Raw genomic sequence first — 20547 nt, forward strand, 5'->3', positions numbered from 1 at the left:
CTCGCCGTCAATTGCCGGCGGATCGGACGATCCGGTTCCAGGTCCGAGGGGGATTGCTGGCCGCGACGCGACCCCGCACAGTGCCGCCGATGCTGGCAGACAAAGACGACACAGGGACGGATGGTGTTTTTCCCCTGGCCCCGCCTTTTCGTCCGGAGGGGACGAGCGGCTGGATCGCCGATCTGCCCGCGGCACTGCATCCGCTGACGGACACGAATGCCGAGCCGCACCGGTCCCGGTTGCGCCTCTTCGAGGACGGCCAGGCACTGGGCCCCTCGCATGCCGGCCACGAATCGATCCGTCGCACCGGCAGGGGCGCTCACTCCTTCTGGACGGAGGTCCTCTACTTCTCGACGAGCGATGGCAGCGATCCGAACACCAACGGTCGATCCTACACGGCCGTGCTGGCCCCCCCAGCAGCGGCTCCGGGACCGGTCGGGGCCGCCCCCGACCATGTCCAGCCCGAATGGACGCGACCCCAACGCCCGCTGCGCTGCGCCTTCTTTGGCCTCGGCAACCGCGGCCTCGGCCTGATGCAGCTCGCGAGGAGCTATCCCGGTGTCGAGATCGCCTGGGTCATGGACCGGTCGGCCCAGCGCGTGAGGGAAGCGCTGACGCTCTGTGGTCACGGTGCCCGCGGCACGACGGACATGGCGGTGCCTCTTGCCGACGAGACGGTCGACATCGTCTTCGTCACCGTTCCCGATCATCTCCATCGCGCCATCGCGGAACCCGCGTTCGCGGCAGGCAAGCACGTCTTTCTCGAGAAGCCGCTGGCGACGACGGCGGCGGATGCCGCGGCCATCCTCGCGGCCTGGGGGCGGAGCGGCCGCGTGCTGCAACTGGGCTATGTGCTGCGTCAGGCACCGTTCTATGCCGCGATCCGCGAGACCGTCCGCAAGGGCCTGCTCGGACCCGTCCGCCTCGCCACCCTGTTCGAGCAGCTCGACGTCCGCCACGGGGCCAGCTTCATGCGACGATGGCATGCATCGAGTGCGCAGTCGGGTGGCCTGATGGTGCACAAGGGCTGCCACGATCTCGATATCGTCTGCTGGCTGCTCGACGGACGGCCCGAGGCCGTGAGCAGCTTCGGCGGCACCGACACGTTTGCCGAGCCTCCGCCGGCCCCGTTCTGCTCGCAATGCGACCGGCGGACCGCTTGTCCGTATGTCGATACCGGGCTGCATGAGCGGCGAACCCCGGAGGAAGTGGCGGACCCGTCGGCCTACGGGCTGGATCGGTGCGTCTTCCATACCGATAAGGACATTGTCGACAACCAGGTGGTTTCGTTCGTCCTCGATACCGGCGTGCGCGGGACCTTTCACCTCTGCGTGCAGGGACCGGTTCGCACCGAGCGCCGGATCACGCTGATCGGCGACAGAGCGCGCCTCGACGGCGTTTTCGAGGATGGGACGTTCACGGTCACCTACACCGATCGTGCGCAGCCGGGTTTCGTCTGGACCGCGGATGGCCGCAGCCACGGTTCGCATGGCGGTGGAGACCGCGTGACCATGCTCGAATTCCTGAACGCCTGCGTCGGCCGGTCACCGGCGCCGATCGTCTCCGTCGAGGAAGCGTTGCGCGGTCTGGTCTTCGCGCTGGCAGCCGAGCGCGCCCGGACGGGAGAGAAGGTCGTCCGCCTTGAAGCCAGCGATTTCGCTCTCGTCTCCTGACCGGCGCGATCAGTCTGCGGCCGCAGCCATGCCGCGGGCGGCAGGGTCGGGCAGGCCCCTGAAGAAGTCGGCGAGGGCGGCGGCTTCCTGAAGCTTCGGATCGAGGCGCAACGCGGCCTCGGCGGCAGCGAGGCCGCGGTCCCTGATCCTCAGCGAGCGGCAGCAGCGCGCGACCTGCAGATGACTGTGACTGTCTTCGGGATTGCGGCCGCTGAGGCCTTCCCACACCGGAAGGGCCTCGGGATAGGCCCGCATCCGCATCAGCGTGCGCCCCAGCACGGTCGCCGCATAAGTGTCGCCGGGCACCTTCTCGAGGTAGCGGCGGCTCAGGTCCTTGGCTGCATCGGAAGCGGCGTTCCAGGCCCTTCGGATCTGCTCTCGTTGTTGATGCAGGAGGTCGCGCTGGAGCTGCTGGACGGTCGCATCGCTCGGCCGAATTGACAGGGCTGCCTGGGAGAATCGCCAGGCTTCGTCGATGTCGCCGGCAGCGGCGGCGCTCCTCGCATCCTGCACCAGGGGCGAATGGAGGGCGGAAATAGACGCGTCCACTTCCCTCCTGGTCGCAGCGTCGCCCAACTCCTGGGCCTTCCGGAACACGGCCAGGGCCGCGCACCGGTCGCCGCCCTGATTCAGGGCAAGGCCATACGCCAGCCAGCCGCCGGCATCCTGTTCATTGAGCTCGGTGTATCGCCGGAAGGCGTCCACCGCCTCGGCGATGGCACCCCGCGCGAATTCGGACCGACCGACGGTCTGCCAGGCCTCGGCGCACCCGGGATTGATGCGCGCAGCCATCCGGCCATGTTCGATCGCGTTCGCGAAGTCGCGGCTCCTGAAGGCCTCATGCATGGCGGTCAGGCTGGGAAGGCTGAGACGATCCAGAGCACGAGCGAGTGTGGCATCGCCGGGCTGGATGATTCGTGCCGCCCTGTAGAACGAAGCGGCCTCGAGATCCCGCGAAGCGAGTTCCTTTTCCAGCGCAGCGACTAGCCACCCCGAGGCGGCCTTGTTCACGAACTCGGTCAGCGGGGGGCTGCCTGGGAACCTCGCTTGCAACAGCGGGATGATCCTGGCCACCCGTTCGCAGTCCAGATTCTGCATCAACCGTGCCAGCACCTTGAGGGCACGAGGCTGGTCGGCCGCGAACAGCCGGACAACGAACTCGTCGCATGTCTCGGGCCAACCCGATGCCAATCCGGCGCTGACGGCAATCTGCAGCGGTTCAGCAATATTGGGCCGTTGCTCGGCTGCCTTCGCCGCCCATCTCAATGCTTCCGCGTATGCCTTGCGATGCAGGTGGATGCGCGCAACCTGGAGTGGAGCTTCTGTGTCGCCGGGCGCGACACGTGCCAGCCGTTCCCAGTAGCTCAAGGCGAGATTCTGGTCGCGCCTCAGGTTGCCGATCCGGGCTCCGGTGCGCAGCGCTTCGATGTGGTCGTTGCCGTACGACAAAACCCTCTCGACCACTTGCAGTGCCGCGGCATAATCTCCGGCACGAAATTTCAGTCTCAACTCAAATATCGACGATTCCAGTGGCAAGAGGTTGAGCTCTTGAATCTTGGCGACCAGCGACTGAAGCGCCACCGCGTTGCGTTGACGATCGAGACCGTCGAGCAACGGCAAGAGTGCCCGCGGATCTTTGGCCAACTCGGCGTGCGCGGCCCCAATCGTCGCTGCAGCTTCGTCGGCTCGCCCCGCATCGAGCATCTGCTGCAGTGTTTGCAGCGTGCGCGCGATAGTCATGCTGTTTCCCCGCAAGAGGCGTTTCCCACCCGGAGCGCCTCCAATGCCACCGACTGCAAAAAGCCAGACACTGTTGCTAGCGTCAAGATGATAGATAACACGCGGGCATTTCATGCCGCTGACGGTGGCTCGCTTTCGCAGCGCAAGGGAGCGCGCTTGGGCAATGACTGAACGATGAGCGAGCTCGCAGACCACGATCCACGACGATCGGGCGGCTCTCGTCGGCTTGTCGTATCGATGTGCTACGCGCGGCTCGGCCAGCTCCTCGATTGGATCGGACAGCCGGCACATGCCGAGGCGAACTATCGTCGGGCTCTGGCATTCTGCCCGAGTCACCTGGCTGCCTCGAGCGGTCTTGGCCGACTGCTCCTGCGGTCGCGACGCTTCGAGGAAGCTGCCGATATCTGGCACGGCGTCGTCGAGCAGAGTCCCGCGTCACCGGCCTTCGCCTTCCAGTTCGCGCGAGCCCTCCATCGCAGCGGACGCGTCGAGGAGGCCACCGCGCAATACCTTCACGTCCTCGCCCTCGACCCGCTGCACGAGAAAGCCCTCGGCGCGCTGAAGCAGCTCGCGGCAGCCTATGTAACCGGGAGTAGAGCGACGGCCCCGTCCCGCATCGAGAGGACAACCGAGATCGGCCGCCGGATCCTGGACCTCACCTCCGCGTCGCCGGAGGGGCTCGTCGTCGTGGAGGCGATCGCGCGTGCGCTGAGCGCCGCTGCGATGCCGCACCTCGAGCAGGCACCCCACATTGCCCTGGCGCACTACACGGCGGCTCTCGTCCTTGTTCCCGAACAGAGCGAAGCGCAACGCGGCGCGGCGTTGTGCTTCGAGCGGACCGGCCAGTTCGCAGAGGCCGTCGCCCTGCTGGATCGGCAGATCGAAGCCAACCCCGAAGCGGTGGAGCCTCGGCTGCAGAGAGATCGTATTCTGACCTCGATGATCGAGGCGGTGGAGCGCCCGGTCCCCGATGACGGCCGTGCCGGGCGCGAGGATGGGCTGCGGGCCGCGCAGGAACGCGAAGCGATGCTGGCCCACGCCCGCCGCCTGATCGCCGATGAACGTGGCGGAACGGTCGCGGCGAAGCCCGAACCCGCTTCGCTCCAGCAACGGCTCCACGCGGCCCGCGACGCCGCGCGCGAGGGCCGCGTCGCCGAGGCCGAACAGATCTTCCGAGAGGTTCTCGACCGCGACGGCACGGAGGTGGATGCGCTTGCAGGACTGGCGCAGCTCTGCCGGTCGCAGGGGCGTTGGTCGGACGCCGCCGAGCTGCTGGCACGCGTCATCGTCTTGCGACCGCAGTCGGTTCAGCCCAGGCACTGGCTGGCCCACGCCCTTCTGCAGGATGGCCAGCTCGAGGCGGCCGCCGGCGCCTACACCGATCTGAGCGTCCGCGAGCCGACGTCCGCCGACGTGTGGCAGTCGCTGGCCCAGCTGCAGAAGCGACTGGGCCGATGGTCCGCCGCCCGCGAGGCCTGGGCTCGCCTGATCGAACTTTCTCCCGATCGCACCGGGCCTCGCTTCGAACTGGCCTGGGCATGCCATCAGGAAGGGGATGTCGCGGCCGCGCAGGCGCGGCTGCTCGACGTTCTCGGCGTCGATCCGGACCACCGGCCAGCGCTGGCCCTGCTGGGCCGCATCTCGTCGGGGAACGATCCTGAAGCATCGTTGGCCTGGTGGTCGCGGCTGGCGGCACTCGACGCGGAAGCGATCGAACCACCGTTGCAGATCGCCCGCATCCACCTGCGCCAGGAACGCCTGCCCGAGGCGGAAGCGGCCTTCAGGACCGTTCTCGAAGCGCAGGCCGGTCATGCGGAAGCCTCGGCATCGCTGGCCAGGATTCTCTTCGAGCGCGCTCCGGGGGAAGCAATCGAGGTGCTGCAGCGCTGGGCTCGACACGATCCGCTGTCGGCCGCGCCCTGGCTCGTCCTGGGCCGGCTGCATGCCGACGCGAGGCAAGCCGACCTGGCCGAGGCTGCGTACCGCAAGGCCCTCGATGTCGACCCGGCGAATCTCGAAGCGCTGACGCGCCTGGCGCGCCTTCTGGGCGGCAGCGACCGGCAGGACGAAGCCCTGGACGTGTGGTTGCGCCTCGGCGACCTCGCGCCGGACAGGGTGGAGCCGAAGCTGCAGGCCGCGCGGATCCTGTACACGCGCCACGATCCCCGGGCGGAGGCCGCTCTGCGCGGCGTGCTGGCGATCGAGCCCGCGAACAGGCAGGCCTTGCGGCAGCTCGCGCAGCTGCTCGGCCGGACGCGCGCGACCGTCGATGCCGCCCTCGAGGTCTGGCAGACTCTCGCCGATCTTGACCCCGAGTCTGTCGTGCCGATAGCGCAGCGCGGCCGATTGCTGGAGCGGATCGGACGGACGGCCGATGCCGAGGCCGAGTATCGCCGCGCCATTGCGCGCGACCCTCGCCATTCGATGGCTCTCGGTGACCTGGCGCGCTTCTACCGCGTCCAGCGACGCTGGGAGGAGGCTGCCTCCGTCTACCGGACTCTCCTTGATCTCGATCCGGATCGTCTCGACGCGGTCCTCGGCCTGGGCCAGTGCCTCGATCGGACCAATCGTCTCCCGGAAGCCAGGGATCTCTACGACCGTGCGCTCGCGCTCGATCCTGCGAACATCACAGCCCTCGGCTATCGCGGGCGGCTGCTGCGGGCGCGGGGCCAGGTCAACGACGCGATCGCCGACTTTCGCCGGATCTGCGACCTGGAGCCCCGGAACGCCGAGGCCTGGCATGAGCTGATCTTCCAGCTCGCGGGAGCCGAGCGCGAGCCGGAGGCGCTGGACGCGCTGGCCCGGGCCGAAACGGCCCTGGGCGAGACGCCACAGGCGTGGGCGATCCTGGGGCGAGCGGCGGCGGCGTCGCTGTTCGACGACCAGGCCTTTGCCTATTTCCGCCGGGCGATCGAGGCGGAGCCGCAGAACGCAGCTCACCACGCGCAGCTCGGCCTCCACTACTTCCGCCAGGGCATCCTCGACGGCGCGCTCCACCATCTCCTGGACAGCCGCGACCTCGATCCCCGCGACGTCGAGGTGGCACGGTCACTGTTCGATACGACGAGCGCGCTGCAGGAACTCGGCTTCGACCATGTCGCGTTGCGCCGGCAGCCCCGTACGGTTGGAGACATTCTCGTTCCCGAGCGCCTCTTCGCGCATGTGAAGCGGCTCTCTGAGACCGTCGTCCGACCGTACGACCCGGTTCCCCGCAAGATCGTGGCGATCAGCGCCACCCTGGCGCCGGGCGGCGCCGAGCGGCAGCTCGCGAACATGCTGCGCGGCCTGAGCGATCCCCGGTTCGATCTCGACCTGGCGCTGTTCTGCATCTCGCTGGCGCCGAGACTGCGCCGCGACTTCTTCCTCCCCGTGCTGGAGGACACGGGCGTCGAGGTGGTGGTGCCGGACGCAGCCGCGGCCGGCGACTATCTCCACGACCCCGATGTGAAGCCGTTCGCCGCCGTGATCCGCCTTTTCCCGAGCGACATGGTCGGCCCCATCGCGTTCTGGCTGAGGGAGTTCCGCCGGCGGCGGCCCCAGGTGGTTCACGCCTGGCAGGACTCCACCAATCTCACCGCCGTGGTTGCCGGCCTTCTCGCCGGCGTGCCCCGCATCGTCCTCTGCTGTCGCAGCGTCCGGCCCGACAATCCGCGTCGTCGCCTGCGGCGGTACATGCAGGCCGCCTATCAGGCCGTGCTGGCGCATCCGGCGGTCGTCCTGAGCAACAATTCGCGAGCCGGCGCCGATGACTATGCCGCGTGGCTCGGCATTGACCCCGCGCGCGCCGAGGTTGTTCATAACGGCATCGACTTCGATCGGCTCGACAGAAGCGCCGATTCACGCGAAACTGCCAACATACGGGAGCAATTGGGGATTCCGCCCACGGCGCCGGTCCTCGGGAGTGTCTTCCGGATGAGCGAAGAGAAGCGGCCCCTCCTGTGGCTGGACGTCGCTGCGGCGGTGGCCCGCAGCAACAGGGATGTGCAATTCGTGGTCTGTGGGGATGGGCCGATGCGCGACGAGATGCGCGATCACGCGTCCGCCCTGGGGATCGCCGACCGCCTGCATATGCCGGGAGCCCAGGCCAACATCGGTTCCTGGTATGGAACGATGGACGTGGTGATGCTGACGTCGCGGCACGAGGGTCTTCCCAACGTCCTCCTGGAGGCCCAGTCGCTGGGCATTCCCGTCGTGGCGCCCGATGTCGGCGGCATGAGCGAGGTGGTGGAGCAGGGGGTGACGGGATGGACCGTCCGCGACGCCGATGCCGAAAGCCTGGCGGAGCGGGTCCTGTTCTGTCTTTCCGATGAGGCCTGGCGGGCGGCCGCGACCGAGCGTGCGCCGCGCTTCGTGCGCGAGCTGTTCAGCGTGGAGGCGATGCTTCGCCGCAACCTCGAAGTCTACGGCATCCCGCCGCAGGCGGCGACGCATGCCTGACGGTGGAATCCCGGGAAGCGGACTGTCGATGACCGATCTTGCCGACATCCTCAGGAGCCGGGCGATCCGGTGCGTCTACTACTTCCACGCGGATCATTTCGAGCCCTGGTCCCTGGGACTCAACGAGAAGACGGCCCGTGGCGTCGAGCGCTTCGGGGAGATGTCGCGCAAGTCGCCTTATGGCAGCAGGATCAGCCTCTTCTACTGTCCCTACGTGCCGTACTACCTGACGCCGGAGGGCGAAAAGAGCCCGGGACGCCGCGTCGACGGGGACTCGGTGACGTTCGGAAGTCGTTCCTCCGAGCAGGAGGCGATGGCGGAACGGGTCATCCGGCCGCTCATGGCGGCCGGCGGCCACGAGTTTCACCTTCACGTTCATCACGAGTTCTGGACGCGGAACGAATCCAACTTCGACAATCCCGTCTCGCGCTGGGTCAACGCGAACAGCACGGCTGCCCTCGACGAGCGGCGCCTCGATCTCTTTTTCCAGCTGTGCAAGGACGTCATCGCCCGGGAGCTGGGCGGGCCGTTCGACCGGTGGGCGTTCGTCCACGGCAACTGGGCGCTGGCGGCGTCCGATCCGCTGATCTGCACGATCGAGACCGAGCTCGCGATGATCATGCGGCACGGCGGCTTCGGCGACTTCTCGTTTCCCGCCGGCCGCGGATACTGCGATCCGAAGCTGCAGGCGCCGTTCACCTGCCTGCCGATCGACGGCAAGCGGGGATATGACGAGCCCGCGTCCGATCCGCGGCAGATCGAGGCGGGAAGCAACGCGTTGAGCGCCGATCGCTTCTTCATCTGGAACTCGCCGATCAAGGCCAGGTACTCGTCGATCGACTATTACTCGGAGGCCAATCGCGAGCTCTTCAAGGATCCCTCGGCAGTCCTCGCACAGTGGCTCGGGAACTCGGTGAGCCTGGGACCGGACCTGTTCATCAAGACCCACGCCCATTCCATGAAGTGGGAGTACGGGATCAGCGAGGACGGCTCGCCGATCCCCCATTGCCATCCGGATGTCGTGAGGATCTTCGACGAGCTGATGAGGGTGTGCGACCGGGCGGGTGTCGAGTTCAAGCCGGTGACCGTCAATCAGGTCATGGACCTTGTCGGCGCGTTCGACAGGGGCGCCGACCCGTCGGCGGCGCGCGCGGCCTGGTATCGCGAGCCGATGGCGCCGGTGGCCGCAGACGCATCGATCGTCCCTGTCCCCGGCCGACGCCGCGCCAAGCCGGCGGCCCCGGTGGTGGCGCACGCGGTCGCCGGCGGCGCGACGGTACAGCTCCGCGCCGAGGCGGCGCCGCCGGCCGATCCGTTCGCGGTGCTGGGTCGCGAGATGGCATCCGTCCTGCGCGCCTGGCTGCGCGATGACGTCGTTCATGCGCAGGGTGCCGGCGACTTCTACCGCGATCTGCTCGCGGGCGATCACGTCCTGCAGGACTACGAGCGCGCGGTCCTCGACTATGTCAGGGCGGAATGTCCGGCAGAGGGCTCGACCATCGTCGAGGTCGGCGTCGGCTACGGCATCCTGAGCCTGCTGCTGGCGGCGTCGGGCTACGAGGTGATCGCCTTCGAGGGCGATCCGTCACGCTTTGCCGGCCTTCAGGCCCTGGTGAAGGCAATGGAGGGGCATGTCGGCCGCGGCGGCGGAAAGGTGACGCCGGTGCGCGGCTGGTTCCCCGACGCCCTGGATGCCTCGATGCTGCGGCCGAACCGCCGCAATGTCCTGGTGACCACGAACATCGTGGCTTCTGCTTCCGCGAAGAGGCAGGACGCGATTCTCGAGGCCGCGCGCAGGTTCGACGATCTGCTCATCGACACCACGCGCTTCGGCATCCGTCGCTATGACCCCGATGTCGCCGAATCCTTCCGGGCCAAGATCACCGCCGTGTCGCGGCCGATGAGGTCGGTATGGCGCAAGGGTCCCAACGAGATCTGGCACTTCCGGACGTTCAGGAACGGGGAAGCTCCGGCGTCCCAACATGCTGCAGAGGTATCCATGGACACCGTCGCGAGTTCGGAGAGCTGGCCCGCCGTCGACGTCGGGACCTTCAATGAGGAGCTGCTCGGGCTGCACCGCACCTGGATGAAGGGCCAGGCGGAAGCGCAGCAGACCGACGAGCTCTATGCCGCCAAGCTCGGACGCAACAGCACGCTCGAGGCCTACGAGAAGGTCGTCGCCGCCGTCATCGCGAACCGCTTCGGGCGCGACACGGAGATCGTCGAGATCGGCTGCGGATACGGGGCGCTCTCCCTGTTTTTGGCGCGCAACGGGTTCGTCGTCCACGGCTTCGAAGGGGATCGTCGTCGCTCCGCCGCGGGCGCCTGGCACGTCAAGGAGTACGTCGCACGGCACCCCCGGCTCGCGGACCGGGTGGCGCTCACGGCGGGCTTCTTCCCGGATGCGCCGGGATCCGACCGGCCGACGGGGCGCGGCAGGCGGCTCTGCGTGGCGACCAACATCACCTGCAGCTACACGGCGGATCATCAGGCCGCGATCATCCAGGCGATGAGCGGCTTCGACGCGGCCGTGATCGATCTCGCGCGCTTCGGTCGCAGCCGCAACGCGCAGGAGGAGCGGGACGCGCTGCGCGCGGAGCTGGACCGGGTCGGGCTGGAGCCGGTCGAGCGGCTGTACTTCGCCGCTCCCTACGAATACTGGCTGTTCTCGGCGAAGCGGGCCGCGGACGCGGCGCAGGCGGCGCCGGTTGCCGTCCCTGCCAGGCCCGTCGCGGTCCCCGCGCCGAAAGCGGATGCCGCTGCGCCGGCGGCCGCAGCGGCCCGGGATCGGGCCGCTCCGGCTGTTCAGCCTCGCGGGGCGGACGCGGTCTTCCCGTTCTCGGGCCAGTCCGGCGTCCTGTACTCGGTCTACGGCGACCGGCATATCGACGCCTGCCCGGTGTGCCATGGCAGCAACGTCGCAGGCCTGTGGCGCATGCCGATGACCAGCCTGAAGGAAGCCATCAGCGTCTTCGGCGGATACTTCAACCAGATCCCGACGCTTCAGGTGCCCGCCACCGTCTACTGCTTCGACTTCTGCCGGGACTGCGAAAGCATCTTCCTCAATCCGGCGCCCAGGATGCAGAAGGACCAGTATCGCCGGAGCGATCACTATCTGCGGACCCTGAAGGACAACGAGGCCCAGTGGCAGGGCTATGAGAACGCCTACAACCGGTTCGCCAAGTGGATTCCCGAGGACGCGACGACGCTGATGGACGCGGCGTGCGGCATCGGGCCGTACCTCCACGTGGCGCGCAAGCGCGCACCGGACCGCTGGCGCCGCCTGATCGGCCTGGAGCTCTCGGAGAAGTACGTCGAGTACATGCGCTCGCAGGGCCTCGAGGCCCATTCGTTCGACATCGACAACGACGATCTGAACCAGTTCGTCGCGGCCGAAAGCGTCGATTTCATCACCTTCTGCGAGGCGTTCGAGCATGTCGAGCGCCCGCTCGATGCGCTGGAGAAGCTCCTGGTCACCCTTCGCGCGGGCGGCCGCCTCTATTTCACGGCCCAGCGCTACGGGACGGACGTGCAGGCGGCGGTGCGCCCGGGCGAGCCGATCTACATCGGCGAGAAGGTCATGAAGGAGCTGCCCGCCCGGCTCGGCTGCAAGGTCGTGGACGTGACAACGAGCGGCATGCGCTACTACGTCGTCCTGGAAAAGTAGGCCCGGCGATGTGCGGGCTCGCCGGCGGCGTGCTGAAGAAGGCGGACAGCGTCCCGCTCGCAGAGCTGCGCCGCCGCGCCGCGTCCATGGCGGCGATCCTGCATCACCGCGGGCCGGACGGGCACGGCACATGGGTCGATCCCCAGGTCGCCCTGGCGCATACGCGGCTGGCGATCATCGACACGACGACTGCCGCCGCCCAGCCCATGCACGACGAGACCGGCACGGTCCATGTCGTCTTCAATGGGGAGATCTACAACTTCCTCGAGCTGCGGGCGGAGCTGGTGGCGGACGGCTACCGCTTCGCCAACCGCAGCGACACGGAAGTGATCGTCAACGGGTACCGCAAATGGGGGACGGGCCTGTTCGCGAAGCTCGTCGGCATGTTCGCCATCGCCATCTGGGACTCGCGGCGCAAGCGGCTGGTCCTGGCGCGCGACCGCTTCGGCGAGAAGCCGCTGTACTATGCCGATCGCCCCGACGCCCTGGTGTTCGGCTCGGAGATCAAGGCGCTCCTGACCTGGCCCGGCATGCCGCGCCAGCCGGACATGGCGGCGCTGCACGACTACCTGTCCTTTGGCTTCACCCTCGGGCCGGGCACGGCCTTCGCGGGCATCGGCCGGCTCCAGCCGGCGCACTTCCTGGTCTGGGACATCGGCAACGCGCCGACGGTGCAGCGGTACTGGCACATGCCGGTGCCCGAACCCGGCGCCACGATGGGCACGGTCGAGGATCTGCGGCACGAGCTGATCGACCGTCTGCGCCAGGCCGTGAAGTACTGCCTCGTCTCCGACGTGCCCCTGGGGGCCTTTCTCTCGGGCGGCGTCGATTCGAGCGCCGTCGTCGCCACCATGGCCGGGCTGCACGGCGGCGGCATCAAGACCTTCTCCTCGGGCTTCGGCCTCGAGGACTACGACGAGACCCGCTACGCCACGATGGTGGCCGAGCGATACAGGACCGATCACAGCGTCTTCACCTTCGGCAGCGAGCTCCTGCGAAGCGTCGGCGACCTGGCCTGGTACTACGGCGAGCCGTTCTCCGATTCCTCCGCCCTGGTCACCTACGCGCTGTCGCGCGAGACCCGGCGGTCGGTGACCGTGGCGCTGACCGGCGACGGCGCGGACGAGACGCTGCTCGGCTATGCCCGTTACTTCGCCTACGGCGACATGCGGCGCAGCAATCCGCCCCAGGGCGCGCGCCGCCTGGGCAAACTGTACGTCGCGCCGCCGAGCGGGGACGCCGACGCCATGGCGGCGACCGACGCCTATGGCTTCATGCTGGAGCGCTTCCGCGAAGGCCACAAGCTGGCGGGCTACGGCATCGCGATGCTGCCCCATGTCGGCCATTGCTCCTACGAGCGGCTGCGGCCCTACTTCACCGAAGGCGTCGCCCCGGAGGAGGCCGCGGCGCGCTTCGACCAGGCGACCTACCTGCCGGACGACCTGCTGGTGAAGGTGGACATCGCGGCCATGGCGCAGGGGCTCGAGACCCGGGCGCCGTTCCTCAATCACGAGCTGGCCGAGTGGTCGGCGCGGATCCCGGCCCATCTGAAGATCTGGGACCGCGAGGGCAAGGCGCTGCTCAAGAAGGCGCTGGAGCCGCTGCTGCCCCACGAATGCATGTATCGTCCCAAGGTCGGCTTCCGCGTGCCGGTCGCGAAGTTCATGAACGAGGAGATCCGGGACCAGACGGACGGGCTTCTCCTCAGCGACCGGTTCCTCGATCGCGGCATCATCCGGGAGGATTTTGTCCGCGAGATGCTCGATGCCCACCGCAGCGGCCGGCAGGGCCATGGCACGCGCCTGTGGGCGCTGCTGTCGCTGGAGATGTGGTTCCGGACGTGGATCGATACGGACAGCAACGGGCGTCTCGACGGTACTGACGATCCGTTCGCCGATCTCGCAGGCGGTGAAGAGCGCTCCGTCGACTATCGGGCCCCGACGGCCTCGGCGCCTGCATCGCCCCCCGCGCTGTCTTGACGTCTGAAGAGCCGGGGGCGATCAACATGTGCCGTTCGCTGGTCTGGCATCGGCATCGACCGCGGCTCGCGTGGAAGATCGTGCAAGGGAAGCTGAACGCCAAAGGCGGAAGGAAGCCTGATGTCCTCGGGCGAACGAGGTGCCGCCACGTCGGGGACGGTACGGAATTTCTTGGGGTGGCGTGATGCTGGGAGAAATTTTGCGGCGCCGCGGAGTCCGCGCGGTCACCTGGTTTCATTCCGACCACTGGGAGCCGTGGGCGGGCGGCATCAGCGACGTGACTGTCCGCCGGGTAGAGAGCTTCCTGAAGCAGGCGAAGCGGTCACCCTTCGCGAACAAGATGACCCTCTTCTACCTGCCGGGGACGGTCTATCACCTCAATCCGGACCGCCGCAGCACCGAAGACGAGATCGTTCGTGTCTCTCCGAGGTCGGAGCGCGAAAGCGAGCTTGCACGCGACAGTATCGGTGCGCTCCGAGGCGCGACCGAGGTCGAGTTCCAGGTGCATCTGCATCACGAGCATCTCGTCGGAAACGAGGGGAATTGGGGAGAGATCCATCGGCTAGTGAAGGAAGTCACCGATCCGCAGCAGGACGAACGGCGGCTTCACTACCTGTTGGGCGTCGAGTTGGCGATCCAACGGCACGACACCGGTGCACCGCTGGACAAGTGGGCTTTCGTGCACGGCATGTGGGCCTTGAATGGATCGGACAAGGCGGTCTGCCAGATCGACAATGAGATCTCGATCCTGATGGAGCATGGATGCTGGGGCGACTTCACCTTCCCGGCCGGCCGATATCACTGCGATCCGACGATCTTCGAGCAGCCTTACACCTGCAAGCCGTTCAAGGCACCGAAAGCCTATGATGACCACCGTGGCGAGCTGGTCGCGGTCGATGTCGGTGCGGGCGCCATTCGCGATGGCAGGTTCCTCGTCTGGAACTCGAAGGCCAAGCACAGTGTCTGCTCGCTGGACTTCTACGATCCCAGCGACCTCAGTCGCGTGAAGCACGCCGACCATATCGCGTTCTCATGGTTCGCGAACTGCCCGGTCGTCGACGGCGTCCTGTACATCAAGACCCATGCCCACTCGATGCATGCGAGCTACTACGAGGATGGCAACTGCACGCCTCTCGCTTCACCGAACATCCAGCCCATCTGGGAGCGGCTGCAGCGGGGATGCGCGGAGGCCGATGTCGAACTGAGGCTCGCCACGGTCGGCGAGGTCCTGGCCTCTCTTCGCGAAGTTGACCGTCGGACCGGCGCACCGCCATGCAGCACCGCCTCGAGCGCAATTCCATCCGTGGAGCTGCAGGCAATGCCTCTCCAGAGCGGTCCAGACGCCTTCGGCATGGTCAATCTTGCGGCGGTTTCGACCTTGGTCGATTGGCTGGGCTCCAATCCCGATCGGATCCGGTCGGCCGGAAGCTACTACACGACCCGGCTGGAGAAGGGGAGGCTGTTCGTCGATTCGGAATTGTCCATCGTCGACTACAGCAGAAAGCGCTTTCCGCGCATGGCCCGCTTTTTCGAGCTGGGCTTCGGCTTCGGCGAGCTCAGCCTGCTGCTGGCGTTGAGCGGCTTCCGCGCCACGGGGTTCGAGTCCGACAGTGGTCGCCATGCCGGTGCGACGGCACTTGTCGCCAACCTTGAACAGCGCGGTGTCGACGTAAGCGGGTTGTCCCTGGTCTATGGGTCGTTTCCCGACGCGCTTCAACTTTCCGCCTTCGACGAGGAAGGCGAAACGGTCTTCGTTGCGACGAACGTGACCAGCAGTCACGTCATGCAGACCATCGACTATGTCCATCGATCGTTGAGACTTTTCGATCATGTCATAATCGACCTTACGCGATTCGGCGAAGTGCGAGACGAGCAGTCGCAGCGGGACTTGATCGAGACTCTGGCTGAATCGGGCTTCGCCGAAGCTGCAAAGGTCTATTCTGTCGGCGAGAGCGACATTCGTCATTTCACCCGGAGACCAGCGAGAGCTGTGGATGACCGGGCGGCGACGGACAGTTCCCTCAGCGAGGAGGTGCGGTACGCCGATCTGGGCGGTCCGGTGCCACGCCGATTCCAGAAAGCGCCCCTCTACATCTTCACGGGAAAGGAAGTGCCGGTAGAGGCGGTCCTCCCGAGGATTCCGCTGGTTCCGCGATCCTGGCTCCCGACCACCCCGATCCAGGTTGCCGCCGTTCGCCCGTCTTTTGGTCAGTCGGCCGGCGCCGCCGAGGTGGGGTTTCGCGAAGGTGCGGAACCGGGAACGGGAAGCTTTGTCTTCAGCCGCTTCGGCGGTCACTGCGTGACAAGCAGTTTCGGCGTCTTCAAGTGCCTGATCCTCGATCCGGGTCGCGGCCGGGATCGGCATGCCTTGGAGATCTTTCGATTCGCCGCTGAGAACATTGTCCATTCCTGCGTCGACAAGCCCGTGGCACTGCCATGGGCGAAAAGGACCAGATACGTTCGGCCCGATCTCCTTCTCGCCAAACTCTTCCAGTCCGACCAGCCGCTCGGGGTTCACTGTGACCATGCCGCCGAGGTCACGGCCTACCTGCTGCATTTGAGCGGCTATCAGGTCCGTGAGGTTGCCGTCATCGATCCGGCCATCAACTCCGGACACGTGGTCATGGAGGTATTCCTGCCCGAGCAGGGTCGTTGGGCGATGCTGGATGTGGACTATGGCGTCGTGGTCAGCGATCGGGGAGGGACGCTGATGGGCGTGGCGGAGATCATGACCTGTGCCGATCGAAGACGCGACCTCGAGGTCAGGCAGATCGTCGAAAAGCAGTGGGCGCCCGCCGCATACAATGTGGCCGAAGCCTTCAGCGGCCAGATCATGCTGCCGACCGGCACGACCATGGGACCGCCGACGGTCGACGGCGATAGCTACCATGACGTGATGGATCGTTGGTTCCGAGCTCGGATCGTGTTCGACCACCGAGGCTTCGCGGACGGATTCGACGACAATCGGCTCGACGCGCCGGTCGAGCTGGCCTCCGCGATGCAGGCCCGCGGCGCCTCGATGGGAGGTGGCGGGGGCCTCGTCGAGGCTGGCGAGAATCTGGCGCCTGTGGGAAAGGACGAGACGATGGACGGAGCAATGGCCAGCTCGGCTGATTTCGATCCTTTTCAGACCTTCAAGTCGTACTTCTCGCTGGCGGGATCTGTGAGGCTGAGCGCGTGTCCCGTCTGCGAAGGCCGGAAGATCGCGCAGATCTGGCGCCTTCCCCAGTCACGCCTCGATGGCAAGACCTACCTGAGTGCGCCGGGTTCAGCGCACCACAACACGTACCTGGACTATCTACCGCTCCTCAAGGTGCCGCAGGAGATTTATGGCTTCGACATGTGCGCGGATTGCCATTCGATCTTCCGCAATCCCAAGGATGACGATCAGGAGACCTACAAGCGTGACACGTCGAAGGTGCGGTCCTTCAAGGAGCACGGTGTCGAACCGTTCCGGGGGTCCGCCGAGATGTACGCAGCCTGGTTCCCCGAGAATACCCGCTTTGTGGTCGATGCCGCATGCGGCTCGGGCCAGATACTCGCGATCTACAAGGACAAGTATCCGAACCTGAAGCTTTTCGGCCTGGAACTCTCGGCACCATCCGTCGAGTGGATGAAGGAGCTGGGCATTGAAGCCGCGGTTGCAGACCTTGACCTCGACGACCTCGACCGCCACGTGGCGCCTGGCACCGTCGACTTCATCGTCTTCAACGAGGCTTTCGAGCACGTACGATCGCCGGTCCATGTGCTGAAGAAGATGTTTCGAATGCTGAGGCCGGGCGGGCGCATTCACTTCACGGCTCAGTACTTCGGTCCGGAGAACGGCCTTCAGATCAGGGTAGGGGAGCCGATCTACATTGATCGGTACGGGCTGGACTGGGTCATCGCACAGGTCGACGCCGAGTTGATCGACCTGAAGGCGGACATCAAGTTCAGGGTGACTCTCGAGAAGAAGTCCTGAGCGAACCGGGCCGAGTCTACCGTTGCGTTCGGTGTATTCACCCTTTGACTACTGGCAGAGCTCGGAGTCCCAGGCCATCGTGCCGCCGGGTCCGGCCCGGCGGAGGACGCACGCACCGGCGCGCACGGCGCCCAGCTTGCTGAAATCGAGGACAGTTTCGCGGGAGCGATAGAGCGGATCGGCAACGCTTTCCGGCCGGGTCTGACCCAAGACCTCATTTGCGGCGGTCAGGTTTCCTGTTGTCCGGAGGCGGCCGTCGCTCTCGTGAGGCATACGCATCGCTGCAGGTGTCGTGATCGTCCAGGCTCCGAGCGGAGGTCGGGAAGTCTCTGTGAGCTGGCCGAACCAATTCTGTTCCACCAGGAGGGTGGCGCCACTCAGCGCCACGGCTGCGTAGGACGCCGTGTAAGGACGTCCGTCGACGTGGCGCAGGGGCTCGAACGCGAATACGTTGTTGAAGACGTCGGCAAAGGCACGTCCTGACGCCCGAGGCATGCGTTGAGCCGCGCCGTGAAAGACATTCCCTTGGAGGGTCAGGAACATGCGCGTGGACCCCTCACGGTATTCCTTCACTTTCTCGCGTGTGCAGTTGGGAACTTGCTGTACCTCGCAGTCGGTGAACCCGTAGATCATCACCCTGTCGGAGTCACGGAATCGGTTGAAGGCTACCGTGATCCGCGAAAGGGCCCCAGCCGGCCACGGCTTCTCCCCCGGTGTCACGACGATGTCGAAACAGCCGTGGCCACAGAGCGAGAAGTCGTTGTGGGCGACCCAGATGCGATCCGTCGCGCCGTCGCTCCGCAGGATGTCCGTCAAGGTCCGGCGCGGAGGATTGTGCAGGTCGAAGTCCGTCCTCCGCAAGGTAAGCCCGTAGAGGATGACATTCCGGCTGTCGCGAATGTAGAGGACCATCGTATGCTGCGTGGCCTGCAAGACGACGTTCTTGCAGCTCGCGTCGATCGTCAGGTTGTCCGGTAGGTCCATCTGCCACTTCACGTCGATAGTCATCGGGCCGGATTGACCAGCGCCGAACACGACCCACATCGGCACCTTGCGAGCGCGTGCCTGGTCCACGCCGTATCTCAGGGTGCCGGGAATCGGCTTGTCGCCTTTGCGCACGTCATAGTCTCGGTCATCGGTGACCACATAGAGTTGCCCGCCCAAGCCCCCGGTGGTGTCTGCTTCACGGGCGAACCCGGTCATCTCTGCGAGAATGTCGGCTCCGGTGACCCTTCCATCCTCGATCGTGAGCCCCGGCCTGGGCTGCGCGGTGCCGCAGGCCGGCCGAGGAGCGGAGCCGGGTGATGCGCCCGACAGCTCCTGCATTCTCGCCAGTTCCGTGGCTGCCGCGGTCGGTTGCTGCGCGTGAGCTGGTTGTCGAAATCCGGCTGACGCAGCGGCACCAGAAAGCACAAGCATCAAGGCGAGCTCGGCCAGTCGCAGCCCCGTGCGCTTCGGCGCCGCGGAAGAGGGGGCATCGCCCAGAGGATCGACGCTTGACCTGTCCGGAGACATGGAGGACCTCGTCATTTGGGAGATGAGCTCCAGTCTAGGGCTGATGTCTGAGCTTTACCAAACCGCGGCAGACCCTGGGAATTCTGGTGCGACAATGTCGGTCGATCTGATGATGCACATCACGTACTGTACGGGCTCTGACGGGGCCTACGTGAGGCAGCAGTGACTGGAACGGATGAACGGCCACTTCCGCCGTGGGTGACGCGTCTGCGTGAATTGCTCCTTCCAGTGCTGCGGCATCAACTCGAGCGATTGGGTGCTCAAGCAACGGGAGCGTACAATTTCTACAATGTCCGGACGCAGACCGGACAAGTCTTCATGGACTACGAAGTCGAACTGACCCGAAAGCTGCTGGAGAAGCGGCCGGCTATACGGCAGGTCCATGAGATTGGCTGCGGTTTCGGGCAGTTGATGTTCCTGCTCGGCTGGAATGGCTTCAAGACGGTGGGTTTCGAAGCGGACCGGGCGCGCGGTCGGACGGGGAGAACTCTGCGAGAGATCCTGGATCTGGTCGATCCCGAACTCACGGGTAACGTCCAATTGCTGGAAACGAGCTTTCCGGCGCGCGATGCGGTCATCCCTGACGCGCACTCGCTTGTGCTGACGACGAATCTGGTTGCGACATGCGACCTTGCCCGAAAGCTCGAGATCCTTGCCGAGATGCGAAAGTATCCCTTTGTCCTGTCGGACGTTCAGCGGTTCTTCGACCACAAGCCAAACGTCGAGGATGAGCCAGAGATTCTCGCTCTATTCGCCCAGGCCGGATTGTCGGAGCCGGAGTTGTTCTTGGATTTGGGCACAAGCGGACGGTACTATCTCTTTCGAAATGTTCATTGAGCTGAAACATCATTGTTCTTCACAAGGAGACTTGTACGGATAGAGCTTCAATCCCTCACTCGGTATTACTCGAAGTTGACAACGTAGTACCGACCGGGCCCTCCGGTCTCGAAGAGAAGCTTTGGACGCTGCTTCCAGATGAATTCCAGTAGCTCGAGTCTCTCGTCCCATTCCTCCGCCGTCCTGAAGATTCCGAAGAGCAGGCAAACATCAAAAATGAACGCGCTGTACCTGGCTTGCACGGCCTTGAGGAATGACTCGACGAACTCAGGCGATCTGACGGCGCCAATGTTGGTGCTGATGGCATACGCTCCCCTCGTGTCGAGCGAATCGAACACGTCGGGAGCCGATGCGCACACCATCTGAACTCTGTCTGGAAGAGTTGCATCATCCAAGGAGAGAGATTCGAGAATCCGGGCCCCGTGAGAGATCCGCGATCGCGTGTTGTCGATGTTCACAGCCCTCCGCCCGGTCAGGCCGAGCGTTATCGGAATGAGGCCAATGCCTCCACCAATCTCATGATAGGCGCGCGCCGGTGCCAGACCATCGATCTCATGCAGCAACTGGCGCTCATAGTAAGCCAGGGGGTCGTTCAGTCCGATGCGGCCGGTGTAGAATGTGTCCGCTACGGTTCCGTTATTGAAAACGGAGGTCTGATGAATGAGCCGGATTTCTGCCATCGCCGGACCCGTTAGCTTTTCGATGGCTTCACTCATTGTTAGCATTCGCGTACCGACT

9 protein-coding genes are annotated in these 20547 nt (G+C 65.8%); 6 read left to right on the top strand and 3 right to left on the bottom strand.

Annotated features, from left to right (window positions below):
* Nucleotides 1-89: 89 nt before the first annotated feature.
* Nucleotides 90-1673, top strand: coding sequence for a Gfo/Idh/MocA family protein (locus ACO073_RS28435; RefSeq protein WP_422003177.1), 1584 nt, complete (start codon nt 90-92; stop codon nt 1671-1673).
* A 9-nt stretch (nt 1674-1682) separates the two neighbouring features.
* Here ACO073_RS28435 and ACO073_RS28440 read toward each other — a convergent pair whose 3' ends face one another.
* Nucleotides 1683-3413: a hypothetical protein gene (locus tag ACO073_RS28440; RefSeq protein WP_422002544.1), complete on the bottom strand. Its 1731-nt coding sequence runs from the start codon at nt 3411-3413 to the stop codon at nt 1683-1685.
* Between the two features lie 174 nt (nt 3414-3587).
* Between ACO073_RS28440 and ACO073_RS28445 the strand changes: the two genes are divergently transcribed.
* From ACO073_RS28445 to ACO073_RS28460, 4 genes are all read left to right on the top strand, one after another.
* Entirely contained in the window at nt 3588-7850 is a 4263-nt protein-coding gene (locus tag ACO073_RS28445; protein ID WP_422002546.1) for a tetratricopeptide repeat protein, read from the top strand.
* A gap of 28 nt (nt 7851-7878) precedes the next feature.
* On the top strand, nt 7879-11517 hold the full coding sequence (locus ACO073_RS28450) for a methyltransferase domain-containing protein (protein WP_422002547.1): 3639 nt from the start codon (nt 7879-7881) through the stop codon (nt 11515-11517).
* A gap of 8 nt (nt 11518-11525) precedes the next feature.
* Complete coding sequence (gene asnB / locus ACO073_RS28455; protein WP_422002549.1) at nt 11526-13496, top strand: asparagine synthase (glutamine-hydrolyzing); 1971 nt, start codon at nt 11526-11528, stop codon at nt 13494-13496.
* Between the two features lie 184 nt (nt 13497-13680).
* Entirely contained in the window at nt 13681-17457 is a 3777-nt protein-coding gene (locus tag ACO073_RS28460) for a class I SAM-dependent methyltransferase (RefSeq protein WP_422002551.1), read from the top strand.
* Nucleotides 17458-17505: 48 nt separating this feature from the next.
* On the opposite strand, the gene ACO073_RS28465 is transcribed toward ACO073_RS28460, so the two are convergent.
* Nucleotides 17506-18783, bottom strand: coding sequence for a hypothetical protein (locus tag ACO073_RS28465; protein WP_422002553.1), 1278 nt, complete (start codon nt 18781-18783; stop codon nt 17506-17508).
* 507 nt (nt 18784-19290) lie between these two features.
* On the opposite strand from ACO073_RS28465, the gene ACO073_RS28470 reads away from it, so the two are divergent.
* Entirely contained in the window at nt 19291-19809 is a 519-nt protein-coding gene (locus ACO073_RS28470; protein ID WP_422002555.1) for a hypothetical protein, read from the top strand.
* 65 nt (nt 19810-19874) lie between these two features.
* On the opposite strand, the gene ACO073_RS28475 is transcribed toward ACO073_RS28470, so the two are convergent.
* A complete protein-coding gene (locus tag ACO073_RS28475; protein ID WP_422002556.1) occupies nt 19875-20525 on the bottom strand; it encodes a hypothetical protein in 651 nt (216 codons plus the stop codon).
* Between the last annotated feature and the right edge of the window lie 22 nt (nt 20526-20547).

The organism is Reyranella sp., assembly GCF_965229815.1.
Classification (GTDB): domain Bacteria; phylum Pseudomonadota; class Alphaproteobacteria; order Reyranellales; family Reyranellaceae; genus Reyranella.